The sequence below is a fragment of the Micromonospora sp. NPDC005291 genome (assembly GCF_040607415.1).
In the GTDB taxonomy this organism is placed as follows: Bacteria; Actinomycetota; Actinomycetes; order Mycobacteriales; family Micromonosporaceae; genus Micromonospora.
On the sequence record NZ_JBEXGR010000002.1, the window covers coordinates 62289 to 79467 of the forward strand.

11 protein-coding genes are annotated in these 17179 nt (G+C 65.3%); 3 read left to right on the forward strand and 8 right to left on the reverse strand.

The window, feature by feature from the left end; translation table 11 throughout:
• Positions 1–166 precede the first annotated feature (166 nt).
• The 6 genes from ABZT18_RS02590 to ABZT18_RS02615 form a co-directional block, all read right to left on the reverse strand.
• On the reverse strand, positions 167–610 hold the full coding sequence (locus tag ABZT18_RS02590) for an NUDIX domain-containing protein (protein WP_355250270.1): 444 nt from the start codon (positions 608–610) through the stop codon (positions 167–169).
• Positions 611–637: 27 nt separating this feature from the next.
• Positions 638–1438, reverse strand: a complete 801-nt coding sequence (locus tag ABZT18_RS02595; protein ID WP_355250273.1) for a protein phosphatase 2C domain-containing protein — start codon at positions 1436–1438, stop codon at positions 638–640.
• Positions 1439–1452: 14 nt separating this feature from the next.
• A complete protein-coding gene (locus ABZT18_RS02600) occupies positions 1453–2406 on the reverse strand; it encodes a hypothetical protein (RefSeq protein ID WP_355250276.1) in 954 nt (317 codons plus the stop codon).
• A gap of 61 nt (positions 2407–2467) precedes the next feature.
• Complete coding sequence (locus ABZT18_RS02605; RefSeq protein ID WP_355250279.1) at positions 2468–3205, reverse strand: TauD/TfdA family dioxygenase; 738 nt, start codon at positions 3203–3205, stop codon at positions 2468–2470.
• Positions 3206–3224: 19 nt separating this feature from the next.
• Positions 3225–3557: a hypothetical protein gene (locus ABZT18_RS02610; protein ID WP_355250282.1), complete on the reverse strand. Its 333-nt coding sequence runs from the start codon at positions 3555–3557 to the stop codon at positions 3225–3227.
• Positions 3558–3826: 269 nt separating this feature from the next.
• Positions 3827–7066 (reverse strand): type ISP restriction/modification enzyme, encoded by a 3240-nt coding sequence (locus ABZT18_RS02615; RefSeq protein WP_355250285.1) that lies wholly within the window; start codon positions 7064–7066, stop codon positions 3827–3829.
• A 410-nt stretch (positions 7067–7476) separates the two neighbouring features.
• On the opposite strand from ABZT18_RS02615, the gene ABZT18_RS02620 reads away from it, so the two are divergent.
• From ABZT18_RS02620 to ABZT18_RS02630, 3 genes are all read left to right on the forward strand, one after another.
• On the forward strand, positions 7477–7923 hold the full coding sequence (locus ABZT18_RS02620) for a hypothetical protein (protein WP_355250288.1): 447 nt from the start codon (positions 7477–7479) through the stop codon (positions 7921–7923).
• 277 nt (positions 7924–8200) lie between these two features.
• A complete protein-coding gene (locus ABZT18_RS02625) occupies positions 8201–9082 on the forward strand; it encodes a helix-turn-helix transcriptional regulator (protein ID WP_355250291.1) in 882 nt (293 codons plus the stop codon).
• Complete coding sequence (locus ABZT18_RS02630) at positions 9075–9269, forward strand: DUF397 domain-containing protein (protein ID WP_355250294.1); 195 nt, start codon at positions 9075–9077, stop codon at positions 9267–9269. Before ABZT18_RS02625 ends, ABZT18_RS02630 begins: the two co-directional genes overlap by 8 nt.
• A gap of 78 nt (positions 9270–9347) precedes the next feature.
• Here the strand turns inward: ABZT18_RS02630 and ABZT18_RS02635 are convergent, their stop codons facing one another.
• Both ABZT18_RS02635 and ABZT18_RS02640 read right to left on the reverse strand, forming a co-directional pair.
• Positions 9348–14372, reverse strand: coding sequence for a class I SAM-dependent DNA methyltransferase (locus tag ABZT18_RS02635; RefSeq protein ID WP_355250297.1), 5025 nt, complete (start codon positions 14370–14372; stop codon positions 9348–9350).
• The gene (locus ABZT18_RS02640; RefSeq protein WP_355250300.1) at positions 14369–17170 is read right to left on the reverse strand and encodes an SNF2-related protein; all 2802 of its coding nucleotides are present in this window, start codon (positions 17168–17170) and stop codon (positions 14369–14371) included. The genes ABZT18_RS02635 and ABZT18_RS02640 overlap by 4 nt, the downstream gene beginning before the upstream one ends.
• Positions 17171–17179: the final 9 nt, after the last annotated feature.

Genomic DNA, 17179 nt, shown 5'->3' on the forward strand with positions numbered 1-17179 from the left:
TCAGTGCCTGCTGCCGCGCGGCAGCCTGCGCCAAGGCCCGCCGAGCGCACGGCGCCGGTCGCGGATCAGCTCGGTCGGGCGGGCCAGGCTGCGCGAGCCGGTGAAGTGCCAGCGCAGGTGAACAGGTCCGAGCGGTCCGGCCCGGCGGAGTTGGTGCGGGTGCCGTCTAGGTGGTCGGCGGGCGCTCGTGCCAGCGCTGGATGGTCCGCTTGTAGGGATCCGGCATGTGCAGATGAGGCACCTCGTCGTACGCGAACACGCCGAGTTCCTTGTGCTCAGCGGAGTAGACAAGGTCCTCGTCCCCAACATAGGTAGCGCCGAAGCTCACGATGAACACGTGCCGGACCGGCGTGATCACGTAGACCCAGGAGTCGATGATGTCGACTTCGGTAATGGTCAGCCCGAGCTCTTCGGCGACTTCGCGGCAAACGCCATCCTCGGGTGTCTCGCCCACTTCGAGCTTGCCGCCAGGCAGCTCCCATTCGTCGCGCTCGTTGCGCAACAGCGGCACTCGGCCGTGGTGATCGATGACGAGCTTGACCGAGATGGGTAACTGGTACTCGAAGTACCCCGGGTTCCGCTCGACGAGGTACGGCGGTCGCTCAGTCATGCGGGCGGTCCTTCCATGGGTGCGGCGTCAGTTCGGGGTCAGCAGGAGAGCGGCGATGTCGTCGGCCCGCTTGAACCGGCCGCCGCGGCTGCCGGGTTCGTTTTCTGCATCCCGGAGCAGCTTCTCCAGGTAGTGCAGCCCTCGATCGCGCGCATCGGGGATCACCTGGGTCCACGAGCAATAGAGCCCGTAGTCGGTGACCAGCCGGGCGAAGCCGTCAGTGCACAGCAGTATGCAGTCGGTGTGCGTCCACTCGCCGCAGGCGGTGTGCGGGCTGAGCTGGCGATGGGGGTGCCCGGAGAAGACCGATTCGACATCACCGGAGGTCATCGTGTGCAGCCGGCGTTGGTGCATCGCTGCGACAACCCGGTCCGTCTCACCCTCATTCGTCGCCACCGCCGCAGCTTCGCGTCGGTCGAAGTAGCCAGTCGATAGGACCACCGGCCGAACGCCGTCGACAACGGCGGTGGCGTCGCCGATGCGGGCGAGGTCGTAGCCGATGCCCTGGTCGACGCAGACCGCTATCGAGCAGGCGGGTGGCACCCTGCTTGCGGGGAACGACAGTGCTGCCTGCTCGCGGGCCACGTCCGCAGCGATCGACGTCAGCAGCGCGGCGGCGGATCCTCGGTAGTCGCCGGCGCCGGCTTGGGCCAACCGTTCACCGATGGTGTCGACAAGCCACTGCACGTCACTGTCAGCGGGCAGCACGGTGTCGTCATACAGGTCGGTGGCGCCGTCGATGACCCAGGCGAGGGTGCCGCGGTGGCCGACACGGTCCTCGTTCGCCCGCGTACCGCCAGCGGAGGTAATCGCTTCTCCTACCTTCATGGCTGGTCCAACTCTCATGACATCCACGAGGCCGGCACGAACATCCCTGCCCCGATCATGGCGCACCCGATGACGACCGCTGCGATCACCCGGAGAACGCGGCTGTTGTTGACGAGAGAGAACGTACCGAAAACGACGCTGATAGCGCCGGACGCCACGAGCATGAGGCGGAGGCCCTCGACGCCGCTGCTCTGGCTGGCGATGTTGCTGGCGGTGGCGATGAACGCCACCACGGCCGCCAGCAGGCCCAGGAGTTGCAGTTGCTGGCCCTTGAACTCGGTCAGCTCCGTGCGGAAACGGGCGTGAGCCTGGGCCCACCGGGCGCGCTCCTGCATCAGATCGATGCGAATCCGACTCGACTGATACTGGGTGAGCCGACGCAGGTGGTCCCGCGAGGCGCGCGGCTCAAGCTCGATTGCCTGTGCAACAGCAGTCCTGGCAGCCTCGAACTCTCCTCGCAGTGCCAGCACCCGAGCTTTTGTCTCGTAGTAGTGGGCGATACGGCCCTGGGTCAGGGTGATCGCCCGGTCGACATGCCGTTCCACCTCGTCCAGGTCACGTGCGGGGCCGGGATCCTCCAGACGTTCGAGGTATTCGACCCAGAATGCCGCCAGTTGATGAACCACCGCCGCCACGTCAGGCATGGCGGCGACCGCCTGACGGGAGTATTCGACCGAACTGCGAAGCGAGGCCAAGTCGCCCTTGGCCCGGGCCACGATCGCACGAAAGGTGTGGAAGTAGGGCTCGGCGCCGAACTCATCTTCGTGGTATCGGACGACCGAGCCGTACTCGGCGTGGCGTTCCTCGCGTCGCAGGCGCAGCAGGAGCGCGTAGAGCGCCGCGAACCGGGACCGGCTGCGAATGGTTCGATCGTCGAGAACGGCTCGCAGCAGCGGCTCGGGATCGGGGTACGCCTCGATGACGGCACGGATCGCCTGCGGAAAGGCCGCGTCGGACGGCAACGGCACCTTCGACAGTGCAGCGATGAGGTGGGCACGGCCCTGCGGTGACGACACTGCCGTGCGCGCTCTAGGAACTCGCAATCGAAAACCCCCGGTTCAACCACGCGTACGGATGGTCGCTGTTGACTCTCGCCAGGAGACGCGCCAGGCTCCGGTCCCCGGTGAAGGCCGTGCGCCCGTGCAGGAAGCGGTGATTGTGTACGAGGTAGCCGTCGCCCGCACCCAGGTGCAGAGTCTCGGCCGTCTCAGCGATCAGGCGACGGATCGCGACCACGAGGTCCGTACGCCCATCGGTGCTGTACGGACCGGCGATCCGGTCGTCGCGATAGCGGATGCGGGCGTGGCCGGCACCGATCTCGACAACCGCCGGGCCTGGCCGACCGGTAGCCGTCCTCAGCCGCAGACCGGCGATCTCGGCATCCCCGGCGTGTTGGCGGACGAGAGACAGCACCCGCACGCCGTCGACCAGTGTGGCGCTTCCCCCGGCCCTCGCCGGAGTCAGCATGAGGGTGGCGAGCACGCTGGGGGGCTGTGCGTGCAGACTGCGATCGGTGTGCGGCGACAGGGCCAGAGCGGTGAAGCCGGCCTCGTTGTCGTCCTCGTCGGTACGTAACCGAGGCGCGATGACGGTCAGCCCGTCGGCCACCTGATGCGGATGGTCGACGGGGACGGTCCAGCGGTCGAGCAGAGCCTTGACCTCGGCGATGGACCCCTGCCGGATCAGGACGACACCATCACGGGCGAGTGCGCCGGGCACGAGGTCCGGGCGCACCTCAGCCTCGCGTCCCGCCTCCACCAGCCGCATACGCCCCGCCTACGCGCCGTCAGTCCTCAGGATCTTCGAGGTCGACGGCCGCCGGAAGCTCCGACCGCGCGGGGGGCTTCACCGGGGCGGGCGTTGGCAACGCACCCAGACCTGCTCGGTCCAGCGCCGTGTGCAGGGTGCCGACCAGTTCCTTGAGCACATCTTCCCGGGCCTGGTTGTAGGCAAGTTGGGCGGCCGCGCCGGCGGCGGCTCCGGCACGCTCGTAGCCGCCCCAGGTGTCCAACCACTCGTAGGAGCCGTTGACGCGGCGCATGCGGGCGACCCAGTAGACGGATCCCTGCTTCCGAACCGTCCAGTAGCTGCCATCGGCCGTGTAGTTCCGGTATGCCATACCGACCAAGCTATCGATGGAAAGTGCGGGCCACTTCAGCCGTACGTCCACTTCAGACTGCGTCCGAGCACCGCAGCGCACGGGGACGAGGCCCTTGCGGGGCAGCTACGGGCGCCGGTCCAGGCCCGCCAGGTCGAACCGCCCGGGCGACAGCGGCGACCGGGCAGAGTGCGCCGCCGGCCTGCGTGGCCATCCTGAGCCAGGCAGAGGCACTGGCTACTTCGTGCTGAATTCCGGACCGAGCGCGAGACATGGTCCGATCGAGCCGATCATTGGAAGAGGGGCGGCTGGACATCGATGATCGGCTTTTTCGCTTCATCTGCCGGCGGCAGCATGCCTAAATTCTCAAGGTCTGTCGCCTTCAGAAGCGGTCCATCGAGGATGGTTTTCAGCACATCGTCCTGCTGCGGCTCGAGGAGCACGCATCCATGGAGTACGGCTAGCAGGTTTCGCAAGTCGTCGGTGAAGTCCCACTTACTGGCAATGATTTCGTTCAGTGGAGACGATCTGCGCACGCGGGGCCGCTTGGAGCGGTAGTCGAACCACTTCTTGACTACTTGCGTGCCACAGACGTTGTAATCCCATACTGCTGAGAGAACGGGACCGAGGGCTCCTTCGCCGACATACAGGGTCGAACTGTCCCGGTCGTACGTGATGCTTTCGGGCATGCGGTCCGGCACCCCTGGTATGGGCACCAATACATCGGGCCGCAGTTCCCGCGGGGGTCCCGGCGGGCGGCCGGCTGCTGCGCAGACATAACGCTCACCGTAGGTCTGGAGCCAGATTACTCGCTCGCCAATCCTGATTGCTTCACGCCAAAGGACAGGGTTCACGGTAAACGGAATCCGCACTCCCGGAGTGCGAAGGTCCGCACGGAATCGTATCGGGTAGCCGGGATGTGAAGCCACGGCGGCAATATAGGCAAGCACTTCGTCGCAGGTAACGGGGCTATCGAGCTGACAAGAAAGATGCTCGATCAAGCCAGGCGCGATGTTGGGCTGCTCACCACTGGCGTCACGGTATTGAGGTAGCACCTTGCCGCCATGGTGGCCCATGTAGTGGTGGGCATCCGGCACCTCGGCGGCAAAAACGACGGCCGGTCCCGAAGTTACCGATTCCGCGAACAATGTGGTCAGATACGTCTGATGCTTTCCGTACGTAGACCAGAGATCGGGGCGGGAGAAGTCGACCACTCTTCGGTCGGAAATAACATACTGTTGATCGAAGCTCCGGAACGATACGCGCATGATGGCAACCTGAGGATCAATGGTGCCAGCCAGTGACGCGGGCTGACCTGTGCCATCGAAGTGCGGCGAGAGTGCGACAGAGATTGCCCTATCCCTAGTCTCCTTCATGAGCTCCGGCCGTTCTGCCAGCGGAGCCAAGCTTAGGCGCCGCCACCGCTCGGCCAACGTTTCATGGTCCGGCGCGTAAACCCATGTTCGGTTAGGTTTGATACCTGGGGATTGCCACGGCATCAGGTCAGCGAGCGCAATGCAGTCGTTCCATATGGCCTGCGACGCGGGACGGAAGGGAGCCGACCACTTCGTTGGGCAGTCCAACCACCGACCGCTTGCGGCAGTCAGAGCCTGGAGGGCGTCGAATTTTTCTTGCTTGGTCCCGGAGAGGGCAACGTAACGGATCCTGGCGGGTGTTTCCGTATCGGCCGTCTTGGCACGTCCGAATACGCCGATACACAATGGCTGCTGCACGTCCGGGAAAATGCGTGTCGGCACCTCGGGCTGATGCCCTTCAGGAGATAGATCGATGATCCAACCCCAGTCGGCCTGCCGTCGCAGGTACTCGCGCATGCCGGCGAATCCTGGTCCGGTCGTGTAGGCCGACGTGCAAACGAAGGCCACGATTCCCTCCGGGTGCTCAGGATGTGCTTCGAATACCTTCCAGGTGGCCCAGCGCCAAAAGTAGATGTTCAAGTTGTGCAGTTTGAACTCGACTCTGCCGGTACCGGTGCCTCGAAAAGCGTCGAGCATGCTCGACTTTCCCTTGTTGCTGGCAAGTACGAGCCCTCCCTGATTCTTGGCGCGTTCGAGGTAGGGCGGGTTGCCGAGAACGACCATGACTCGTTCCTCGGTCTTGACCTTGATTGCTTGCGCCCGGGAGTCAGCAATTGGCCGGTACACGTACGGGCTAACAAGCGTCTCTACGTCAGGGTCCTCCAGGGTATCGGTGACGTAGAATCTGACCTTCTCGTCGGCAACCTCCAATCCCCGCGCTGCGAGATCCTGGTGCAGCCGTAGTTCCGCTACGGCGAAGGGCGCGATCTGGCGTTCAAATCCAACTAAACGACCGAGGAGAGCACGAAGTTCAGCTGGCTCGTCCCCGCGGTCAGCCGCAATCGTCTTCGCTACACGTGCAATCACGCTCAACAGGAAGGTGCCTGTACCCATAGCCGGGTCGACGACCACTACGTCGCGGTCGGCCAGACCTAGCCGTCGTTTCAGCTTGTCGTGCAAGATGCTGTCGACAAACTGGACCATGAAGTCCGCAACGGGCTGCGGCGTGAAGTAGGAGCCACTTCCCCGTCGAACCGCTGGGTCGTACAACTCCAAGAAGCGCTCATACAGCTGGTCCGATGTGTCTGTCCGCCAATCTGTCCAGTCACTGGCCTCGATGGCGCGCCGCAGCGTTTGCAGAGCCACGCTGCGCTGCTCAATGCTAGGACCACCGTGGTCCTCGGTGAGGATAGCCAGCGCTCGCCCGACGAGCAGGTGGTTCTTGGCCAGCTCTCGCCCGAGCGTCGGCAGTTCCTTGCCCTCGAACTCGATCCCTGACCGACGCGCCAACAGCAGCCCAAACGTGACGGTCTGCGCGTAGGCGTCGGCGAACAACTCCTCGCTCAGGTGGGGAAATAGCCAGGTGCGCCAGTCGGCTAGATGATCGCTGAAGAGCCGCACCCTCCCACCGACTCGCTCTTGACCAAGGGTGTCCAACACCTCGTCGCGCAACAATCGGCAAAGTCGTGCCGCGTCTCGGACCAGATGTTCGAGGCGGCGATGTGGACGTGGACGCCACGCAAGGAAAGCGTGGAGCACGAGCGCCAGGTCGCCGTCTGCGGGCCGAAGGCGCGCACCGGCCCGCTGCAGGTCGCCGTCCATCCGTGCCACTGGCCCCTGCAATTCTCCCCAGCGATACACCGCGAAGGACTGACCATCGCTGTACAGAACGTTCGGAAGCAACTGAAGCTGGACCCATTGCCTACGCTCCCGGGCCGTGGGATGCCAACCGTGGCCGGGAACACCCCTGCCCGGCGCCTTGAGTTCCACATACCCGATCGGGGCTCCGTCGACGTCGATCAAGTAGTCAGGGCGGATAGCAAGGTCCGGGAGGCGGACCTCGCCATGCGCCCTGACCGGGCAGCCAATCGCTTGTCCAGCCGCAACGAGAAGCTCGACCATTGGCGCCCGCAAGGTGTCCTCCCGAGCAGCCAGTCCCCGCTGAAGGACCGGCGCGACGGAAGCACCGAAATGAGAAACAGCTGCCTCGAGCACGGCCCCGTACGCTTCAGCAGAGCCCCGAGGACCGGGCACGTGGGCCGCACTGCGGGTGCGGGCGCTCCTGTCCATGCGCCCTCATCTCGACCGGTGAGTCGTAAACGTGCCGCCACCACCCAGCTCACCATGGCTACTCAGAGTCATTAGCCGACCTCCCGCCGTATTGCCACAGCATGCGGCAGGCAGCGAAATAGATCAATGGCGACAGTGCACGTCTGACCAACCGCATGATGCCGATAGGTACGCACGACAGAGAACGGAGGCGCTGAAGGTGATTGGCCCGACCGGCCCCGCCGACGGGACTCACATCAACACCTGATCTTGCACGTCGTACCCCTCAGGCAGGATCTGGATCATGACAACGCACCACCCCGACCACCCGGCGCCTGGTCTACGGCCACGCGCAGATGCACGACTGCCTCGCCTTCGCCGACGCGGACACCGCCGCCGAGGAGGCTGCGGAGATCAAAGCGATCGCCGCCGCTCGCACCTGGGGCGAGGCCCGGCGAATCCGGACCACCCACGTCTCGAACCCCGCCGACCCGGAGTACTACGACCCCGACGAGGACCCCGCGGACGACGAAGCGTTCGACATCAACGAGGTGGATTCGGTCGTGGAAGGCGACTGGCCGCCGCTGGTGGCGGAACGGGCCTTCACGCTGCTGCCGAAGGATCTGCACACGCGCTTCGGCAAGCAGCAGGCCACCGTCCTCAATGGCGACCTGCTGGAGATCCCGCTGAACGATGAGGCGGAGCTGGTGGCCGAGCTACGGCGGCGCGGCTACGAGGTGCACCGCGATGACGAGCTGATCAACGTGCTCGACGGCCGCAGCTTCAGCCCGCTGCCCGGCTGACCGCGACTCCGGGCCCCGACCGCCGGCTCCGGGCGACACGCCGGAGCCGGCGGCAAATTCCGATCACCCCGAAAAACATACAGAACCCCCATTGGTACGCCGACAATCGTCGCGTGGGAATTGCGCGTACATGACTGTTGTCGCGAGTGTCTTGTATGGTCAGACGCGTATCGCTATTGATGAAATGGCGCCGCCGAAGAATGGCTTAACGGCAACGTTCCACGTTTCAGCGATGGCGTCGGGATGTAACACCATGCAACACGGAGAGGGGTGGCGGATGGCCGACGACATGGGATCAACAGTGCCGCGACGGCAGCTCGGGCGGGCGCTCCGCGACCTGCGTACCGAGGCCCGGATGACGCTGGACGGCGCGTCCGAGGCGATGCAGTTCAGCCGGCAGAAGCTGTGGCGCATCGAGACCGGCCTCGGCCCGGTCCGCGCCGTTGACGCCAAGGCCATGTGCGAGCTGTACGGGGCGACCGCCGAGCTGACCGCCGCGCTGACCGCCCTGGCCAACGAAACCAAGGCCAAGGGCTGGTGGCACTCGTACGGCGACGCCATCCCCGACTGGTTCGAGCTGTACGTCGGCCTGGAATCTGCCGCCTCCCGGCTCCGGGAGTACGACGACACCCTGATACCCGGCCTGCTCCAGACCAGAGGTTACGCCCACGGCGTCTACCAGCACCGCTCGCGCATCTCCCAGGACGAACGCGAGCGGCTGGTCGAGGTTCGGCTGCAACGTCAAGCGCTCCTGGAACGCCGCCTTCCACCTGCACCACAGTTCGAGGTCGTCCTCTCAGAGGCGGTTCTCCTCCGGGTCGTCGGTAGTCCCGCCACGATGGCCGAGCAGCTACGACACCTGCTCGCCGTAGGCACGCTTCCCCACGTCTCGATCCGGGTGCTCCCCCTCAGCGCCGGACTCCACTTCGGCGCGGTCGCTGGCCCCTTCGTCATGCTGGAATTCCCGCTCCGCAACCGGGTCGAGCCCGATCCACCGGTCATCTACAGCGAGTCGTTGACCGGGGCGCTCTACCTCGATCGCAAGGAAGAACTCGCGATCTACGAAGAAGTTTGGACGAGCCTCACGTCACTGGCCCTCGATGAGCAACAATCGAGGTATCTGATCAACAAGATTGTTGGAGAGGTCCACCATGGCTGAGCTGACCGGCGCCCGGTGGCGCAAGAGCACCCGCAGCGGCGACAACGGCGGCAACTGCGTGGAGGTCGCCGACAACCTGCCCGGCCTCGTCGCCGTCCGCGACAGCAAAGACCCCGCCGGGCCAGTCCTTACCTTCCGGCCCGCCGCTTGGGCCACGTTCGTCGGTGCATTCACGCCGATGAACTAGCGTTCATAGACGCGGGTGTGCCAGGCCGGCCGTCTGGCCCACCCGCACCCGCGCTGCTCACACGTGACTTGAGAGATATCAACCGGCATCAAGCCGCGATTTGAACTCCTTATGGGCCTCGCGCATTTCCCGCTCCCGATCGGCCTTGTAAAACGGACCCACAAAACCGTCAGGGACAGGCTCCTTCGCTGGGGCCGCCAGATGCGCCTGCAACTGAGCAAAATGCTCCTTCCGCTGGCGCTGCCCGTGAGCGCGATGGTTTCCTGCAATCTTCCAGCCGCCGAAGTCGAACCAAGTCCCTTCCTCGAACCTATTCATAACGGGGAAACGAGAGCGGTACATTGCGATTAGGGAATCAGCATCCACCCCAAGCCAAACGGCCACCAGCGCGTCCAGTTCAACAAGTGCGGCACGTCGAGCCTTTTCAGTCCTTAGTGGCGTCGAATACTCCCACTGCCGGCCCACCGAGCCCAACGGTTCGAGTCCATCCCAGGCCAGGGCCCAATTCTCATCTCGGAGCGCGTCGTCGTACACCTCCCTCCACAACTCCGAGTAGGCCCTCGTCAGGCAGTTTAGACGTAAGCTCCGGAGCAATAGAGCGTTGGCGAGTGGATGCGGAAGGCTAGGAGCCGGCATGCGTCGGGCGTTCGAGACATCAAGATGGCCTACACCAAGTACCCGTAACAAATAGTCGACAGGAATCGAGGCCCAGAAGCCGGCTGTCAGACAGGTCAAGCGACGGCTTCGAAGTGACGCACTTCGCACCGCGTTCACATGAGCGGGACCCGGTGGAAGTATTGCCGCGTACAGGCTACGTTCGGTGTCTGGGGCGATCATCTCGCGCCAGGAAAGTCGGAAGAATTCAGTGTAGCGGCGGGTTGCCCGCTCCCGAAAGTGGCGCTCAACTTCGCCTCGCGAAACATCCTGCGCCTTGCAGCCAAGCAAGTTCGCGAGAGCGGCACGCGCCTTCTCAACCTCATCAGCCGAATCCAATAGCCGGTCCAAGATCTCATAGTCGATCCAGCGATCCTGTTGATCCCTATATTCCTGCGGTCCAACAACCCGCCGATATTCAGTTGCCGGAACCGCATCTTCCGCCAACTGAATGAGGTTCGCCCCTAAGACATCATTACTTCCCGGGTTCGGCCCTTTAAAGAACGGCGTTGCGACACCCAGTTGAGGACCCTTCAATATAACCTCAAACCAGTCGCCGGGCTCCGAGAGAGCGTAATCCATGACGCCCGCCTGCTTTGCTCCCGCCTCATCGAATCCTCTAGATATTTGCGGAAGAAGGCTTTCGAGGCGGGTTGACCAATTAGACAGGGCGCGAATTGCAGAGCTTTCCGCAGTGCTGACCGGAGACAGCAGGCGCGCATGCTCGACTGGTCGATCAGTCTCACCCGCAAGGCGCTGCCATCGAGCCAGGACATCCCTGTCGACTCTAACAATGCGGGCATGATGGGGGCGCTCGTCTAGCGCTCCTCTAAACCGAACACTCGGCGGATCCCCGGATCCATCATGATCGAATGAATGACGCAAAGCATCAACGGAGAAGAGCCAGGAAAGGTGATTGAAGCGGATTTTCCCGGGGCTGCCGTAAATGTGGACGCCAAAATGGCTTGATTCACCGACCGGCTCCGGGAAAAACCGATGCCCGGGATTAACAAAGTCTCCGTGAACTCTCAGGCGGGAGTATGCGACGGCGCGGAGCAACGCCTCTTTCTCTCCAGTGAAATGCGTGTCCGGGTGCACGAGTCCCGCAGTGCCACCCCGTGCGGAGTTTTCCCATACTCGGCACATGAAGCACCGATACAGATCCGGCTGCGTTCCGACTAGGAGCGGGAACACCTGAGCAGACCCAAAGAACGCCACCACCGCACTGATTCGTTCTCTCTCGTTCCTCAAGCTGCCCGCCGCTAAAGAGCTCGCCAGGACTGCCTCTGCACGTGTCGCCTTCGCCCGCGCAGACGGCTTTTCTGTAAGCTTGAACCAGGGATCGAATTCAGCCAGAACAGCGGAGGCATCCCACCTTGGGCGAACCCAGGGCGGGTTGCCGACCTGGAGGTCAAAGCCCTCCTTAGCGAAGGCTTGGGCAAAGGTGAGTTCCCAGTGGAAGAAGCCGTTCTGGTCGGCGATCTGATCGGCAGCGAGGAGCCAGGGGAACCGGTCACTGAGGGTCCAGGGCGAGTCGACGCCGATCACGCCGTCGAGCTTCCGCTCGAAATCGCTCATCTCGCTCAGGCTGGTGAACGTCCGCCCGTAGAACCGCTCAGTATTCTCGTCCAGATCACTCCGGCCGATGAGCGCTTCGGCGAACGTCAACCAGTCGTCCACGTTGGACAGGGGCACCTGCTGGCGGAGCTGTTCCGCCACCGTCATGCGTCGCGAGCCCGTGGCCTTCGTCGGCATCTTCATCTGCTGCGGCTGTACGTTGCCGAAGATGTCTGGCGTCTCGTAGACCACCGGTTCCTCGTACGCCGGCTCGTCTTTGATGTGTGAGACCTGGACGGGCGCGGCTGGATACGCCGGGTCGGAGCCGTCGAGCAGCCCAACCTTGTCCAGCGGCCAGAACCACAGCGCGCACCACACGTCCATCAGCGTCTTGAGCCGCCAGTACGGGGTGCCCGGCGCAGTCAGATCTGCGAGGATCTCCTCCCGAGGCACCGCTTCCGTGACGGGCGGTAGGTCCTCTGCGCCCCAGACCGCGATGTCGCGGCGAATCTCCCGCTCGGAGATGTCGAGCCGCTGCTGCACCAGCCCCCACAGGAACTCGACCCGTCGGGCGAGGGCCTGCAACCGCTGCACCTGCGAGTTCTTGCCCTTGGCCGACGGCGTGCGCTTCATCGCCGTACGCCATGCTTTTAGTCTCGCGGTCTCAGCCGGCGCCAGCTCGCGGGCCTCCTTCTCGCCCGCGACCGCGCCCCAGCCGTCGGCCGGGAGCAGGAAGTGGTGGATGGTGCCCTCGTCGATCGGCCCGTCCCGGAACGGCTGCTCCTTGGGCGCGGCGGTCAGCCACGACTTGTCGGCGAGCTGCTTCGGGGTGTAGGTCTTGCGTCCGCCGCCGATGAGGGAGTTGCCGCGCTGTAGGTGCAGGCCGAACCAGGGTGCCTGGAGGCCGGCGTGCATGACGTTGAGCCAGAGCGACACCTCGGCCAACTCGACGGCGGTGCGATTGAGGTCGACGCCGTAGCTGTTGTGCAGGGCTATGTACGCCTTCACCCGCTGGAGTTCGAGGTGGTAGTCCTCGGGGTCGAGGGTCACCTCCCGTTCGGCCTGGCGGCGGCGCAGGTATTCGGCGGCGACCTGGTTGATGGCCTCGTTAAGGAACGCGCCGGAGCCGAGCGCCGGCTCGCAGATCGTCCAGTCCAGCAGTTCGCGCGCCTTCGTGACGGTGCCGTCCTGGTCAAGTCGGTACTTGAGGGCGAGTTGGACGGTGACTTCGGTCAGCGACTGCGGGGTGTAGTAGGAGGCGCTGGTCTGCCGGTCGCGGCCGGCGAGCCGGTAAACGAACTGGCCGGGCTGGTAGCTGACCCGGCTGCGGACACCGGTGTACGGGTCCTCCTTGTAGACGAAGACACCGTCGTCGTACTCGTCGACCTTGGAGGCCGGGATCATCCACGAGCCGTCCTTCGGGTCACCGTTCTTGGCGACCTCGTAGAGCTGCTCGGTGGCGACGAACCCGGTGTACGACATCAGGCCCTCGTAGACCGCGCCGAGCTGGTTGATGCCGAGCTGGGCGTAGGAGATGAAGCCGCCGCGGCGCTTCTTGCCGCCCTTGGTGAGCATCAGCCGGCGCAGCACCTCGTAGAGGACCTTGTTGCGCAACCGCGTATCGATCTTCGGGGCGTCGTCGTCATCCATGTCGTCGGTGTCCGGCACGGGGATCAGCCGACCGATGAGCTTGGTCTTTTCCGGCAGGAACAGGTCGGAGCGCATCGGCTCGAAGCGCAGCCCCTCCCCCTCGCTGGCCTTGTCGCCGACGTCCGCGCCGCCGCGCGGCCGGTGCCCCCCGTTGACCATGCGAAAGAGCAGGTCGAGTGACTCGTACAGGTGGGTGCCATCCTCGGCGGAGGGGGCGAGGCGGCGGGAGACGAGGTCACCGAGGCGGGCCAGGCTGTAGCCCTCGACGTACTGGGGGTCGTTGACCGGCAGCACACCCAGCTCAGGACGGGCTTCGGCGTAGAGCAGGAACAGGATTCGGTAGAGGTAGCGCAGCGACTCCCGGCTGAGTTCCTTGGCCAACTCGTCGAGATCCATCACCTGCTGCGGGTGGTAGCCGGCCTGGCGGATCTGGTCGAGGACCTCGTTGGCGATGAGTTCGACCGAGATCTTCAGGCCCTCGCGGAGCTCGCTGGAGACGCCGACGGCGTGCTGGCGGGAGCCGGCGACCAGGTCGGCGAGGGGTTCGGTGCCACCCTCGGCCGGTGGGCGCAGCGAGTCGGCGCCGAAGAGCGCGGCAACGACGTCAAGTTCCTTGTCGTCGTTGCGGGCGTACGCGGTGTCCAGGCTGACGGCCAGATAACGGCCCTCACCCCAGACGGTGCGGTCGGCGAGGGTGATCACGCCGCCGCTAAGGATCAGCACGTAGCGGGGTTTCGGGCTGTCGGCGGCGAAGAGCAGGGAGGCGAGTTTGGCGCCCGTCTCGATGGTCTCGGTGCTCGACAGGGTGAGCGGATCGAGCAGGCGGCCGGCGCCGTCCGGGTCCTGGGCTGCCTCGGTGTCGGCCGCCCAACCGCAGTCCAGGGCAACGATGCCGTGCGTGGTGCCCAGTTCGGCGTGGGCGACGTGGACCTCGTGCTCCTGACCGGCCCGCTCGACGGTGATGGTCTGCGGCTGCGGCTCGAAGCCGAGCGCCCGCAGCACGTCCTGGTGCTGCTTGCGCAGCCGCTCGGGGTCGAAGAAGTCGGCGTCGGTCAGCTCGGTCTTCGCGTCGAAGTAGGGCCGGCGCATGCCACGCAGGCCGGTGCGCGGCGTCGACTCGCCGGACTTCTCCGTCTCCGCCCACTGCTTGAGCAGACCGCCCTTGAGGGTGGTGGGCAGGATCTCGGCGAGGTAGTGCGCGGAGAGATACTCGCCGCGGTTGGTCAGCGACTCGAAACTCATGCGGCACTCTCCTGCGACGGTACGAGGACGGCGAGCACCCGCAGCAGCGGGTCGCCAGTGGTTTCCAGGCGGTCGAGCAGGTCGTGTTGCTCCTGGACGGTGGTGTCGACGCGTTGGCGTCGCTTCTCCCGATGCGCGCCGGTCAGCTCATCGAGGAGGCTGGCCTGCTGGAAGGTCGTCAACTGCTGGCGGTGCTTCTGCAAGGGCTCCGCGTTGGCCTCGGCCCACTCGGCGCGCTTGCCCTCCAGATACTGCCGAGCAACCTCGACGGCCTCCGGCAGGAGATCCTTCAGCGGGTCGATCGCAATGGCCTCGGCACGGTTGACCATCGCGGGGCCGACTTTGGCTTCGCGCAGCACCTCGTCCATCGGCCGGATCGTCGGCGACATGGGCAGGCCGGCGACAGCCATCCACTGGACGACCGTGGGCTGGCCGAGGCGGTTGGCGTAGACGCCCTGGATCAGGAACGTCGGCGCGGTCACGTCGGCGGTGAGCACCGGGGCCTGCTGGCGGCCGAGCCGGATCAGAACCTTGTCGACCAGCCAGTCGACCATCGGGTGCACGTCACTGAGGAAGGCGATGTCGGGCCACATCGGGGTCTTGCTCTGCCGGGCCTGGTCGAGCTTGCGCTGCGCGAGGGCGCGGTCGAAGGTGACCTTGAGCCGCAGGTCCTCGCCCTCCCGGTGCGCCCGCAGGTAGGTGCGGGGCAGGTCGGTGAGCCGGTGCACCAGGTCGTCAGGGGCGAGGAACGTCATCAGTTCGTCCTCGCGGCGCAGGTCGATGTGATCCTCGGGCCGGTCCTCGTAGATCTCGTAGAGGGCGGCGTCGACGAAACTCTGGGTGGAGTCGAAGAGCTTGGGCACGTTGGCCCGGGGCACGTCCGCCGTGACCGGTGCGGTGCCGACCTCGGCGAAGAGGCCGGCCATCACGTCGATCTCCACGTGGGCGGCCTCGTAGGACTCGTCCACCGACTTGCCAGCGAGCAGGTCGCGAACCAGCCGGTCCTCCTCGGCCTTCGCGTCGTAGAGGCCCGTCGCGGCCTCGACGCTGCCGAGGCTGCGGTGCGCCGTCTCCTCCCGGTTGAGCAGCTTCTCGGAGACCGTCCGGTCGTCCTTGGCGTCCTCACGGTCGGAGGTGAGGATGAGCGCATGGAACTGCGGCTGGTGCTTCTGCCCGTAGCGGTCGATGCGACCATTACGCTGCTCGATGCGGATCAGGCTCCACGGGATGTCGTAGTGGATCAGGTGGTGGCACTGCTGGTGCAGGTTGACGCCTTCGGAGGCGACGTCTCCGGTGAAGAGCAACCGGACCTCACTGCCGGCCAACTCGAACTCCTGCAGGATCGTCTGCTCGTCGGAGTCAGCCACCCCGCCGTGCAGCACCCTGATCGCGTTCGGCTTGAGACCGAGCATGCCCGGGACGACCTCGGCGAGCCACTTGATGGTGGGCACCCGCTCGGAGAAGACCACGGCCCGGGTGTCGCTGCCCTTGCCGACACCGATCTTCCTCAGCTCGTCGACCAGCCCTTTGAGCTTGCTGGAGTCGCGGTCGGTCATCGAGGAGGTCAGCTCCGCGAGCCGGTCCAGCGCCGCCCGCTCGGTGCCGGTGGTCTTCTTGCGCCGCTTGTCCACCGTCTCGTGCAGCGCCCGGTGGGAGGACAGAAACGACTTCAACAAGGTGTACGGGAAGAGCCGGTGCTGCCCGGTGATCGCCTCGTCGGTCCACTTGCCGGCCAGCCACACATCGGTCAGCTCGTCGAAGATCTGCTCCTCGACGGGCGTCGCTGTGCAGTGCAAGGCCTCAGACGGGCCGCGATCGGCCCAACGGTCGCCGATCTGGTCGCGTACCTCCGGGCTGATCTTCGTGCGGCGCAGGTAGAGGTGCGCGATGTCCTTGGCCTGGTAGTCCTTCTCATTGGCAATCGCCGCCGGGTCGAGCAGCGAGATCAGCTGCGCGAACGACTCCTTGTCGCCGTTGTGGGGGGTGGCGCTGGCCAGCAGCAGCGCGTCGGTCTTCGCGGCCAGGCGGCGGGCCAACTCGTTGCGCTTCGTGCCCTTGTTGATGAGGTTGTGCGACTCGTCGATGACGACGGCGTCCCAGGTGGTGGCGTCGAGGTGGTGGCCGAACTGGCCGGCGTCCTTGAGAGTGTCGACCGAGATGATGGCCCGCTTGAAGTAGGTGAACGGGTTACGCCCAGCCGGGATCTCCTGCTGGATGCGCTGAATGCCCGTCGAGTCGAGCCGGACCAGCGGGATCGCGAACCGGGTCCACAGCTCCCGTTGGAACTGTTCGAGGACCTGCTGCGGCGAGACCACCAGGATGCGCTCACCCCGGCCCCGGCGGATCAGCTCGGCGAGGATCAGCCCGATCTCCAGGGTCTTGCCCAGGCCGACGACATCAGCGAGCAGGATCCGCGGCCGCAGACCGGACAGCGCCAGCTCGACGGGACGCTGCTGGTAGGTCAGCGGGTCGAGCAGGAACCGGTCAGCGAGGGCCAACCCTCGCTCGGTGCGGGGCAGCGGAGTACGCCGCAGCACGGCCTCCAGGAAGAGGCGGCTCTGCCGGAACCGCGACGAGGTGTCCTGGACGAGCTCAGTCTCCTCCGGCACCAGCGGCCTGATGTCCTCAAGCTCGGTGAAGAAGGTCGCCTCGACGTCCTGCACGAACTCGGAGACGCCAACCGCCTTCACCATCGTGCCGTCCGCGGTGCCGGTCTTGACGCTGCGGATCAGCCATTCCTCGTCGCGGACGACGATGCGGGAGCCCGGAGCGAAGGTCGCGGCCTGGGTGGTCGTCATCGGTGGTGC

Coding starts and splice junctions, on each gene's coding strand:
- ABZT18_RS02590 (WP_355250270.1), bottom strand. CDS start 610: ATGACTGAGCGACCGCCGTACCTCGTCGAGCGGAACCCGGGGTACTTC.
- ABZT18_RS02595 (WP_355250273.1), bottom strand. CDS start 1,438: ATGAAGGTAGGAGAAGCGATTACCTCCGCTGGCGGTACGCGGGCGAAC.
- ABZT18_RS02605 (WP_355250279.1), bottom strand. CDS start 3,205: ATGCGGCTGGTGGAGGCGGGACGCGAGGCTGAGGTGCGCCCGGACCTC.
- ABZT18_RS02610 (WP_355250282.1), bottom strand. CDS start 3,557: ATGGCATACCGGAACTACACGGCCGATGGCAGCTACTGGACGGTTCGG.
- ABZT18_RS02620 (WP_355250288.1), top strand. CDS start 7,477: ATGCACGACTGCCTCGCCTTCGCCGACGCGGACACCGCCGCCGAGGAG.
- ABZT18_RS02625 (WP_355250291.1), top strand. CDS start 8,201: ATGGCCGACGACATGGGATCAACAGTGCCGCGACGGCAGCTCGGGCGG.
- ABZT18_RS02630 (WP_355250294.1), top strand. CDS start 9,075: ATGGCTGAGCTGACCGGCGCCCGGTGGCGCAAGAGCACCCGCAGCGGC.
- ABZT18_RS02635 (WP_355250297.1), bottom strand. CDS start 14,372: ATGAGTTTCGAGTCGCTGACCAACCGCGGCGAGTATCTCTCCGCGCAC.
- ABZT18_RS02640 (WP_355250300.1), bottom strand. CDS start 17,170: ATGACGACCACCCAGGCCGCGACCTTCGCTCCGGGCTCCCGCATCGTC.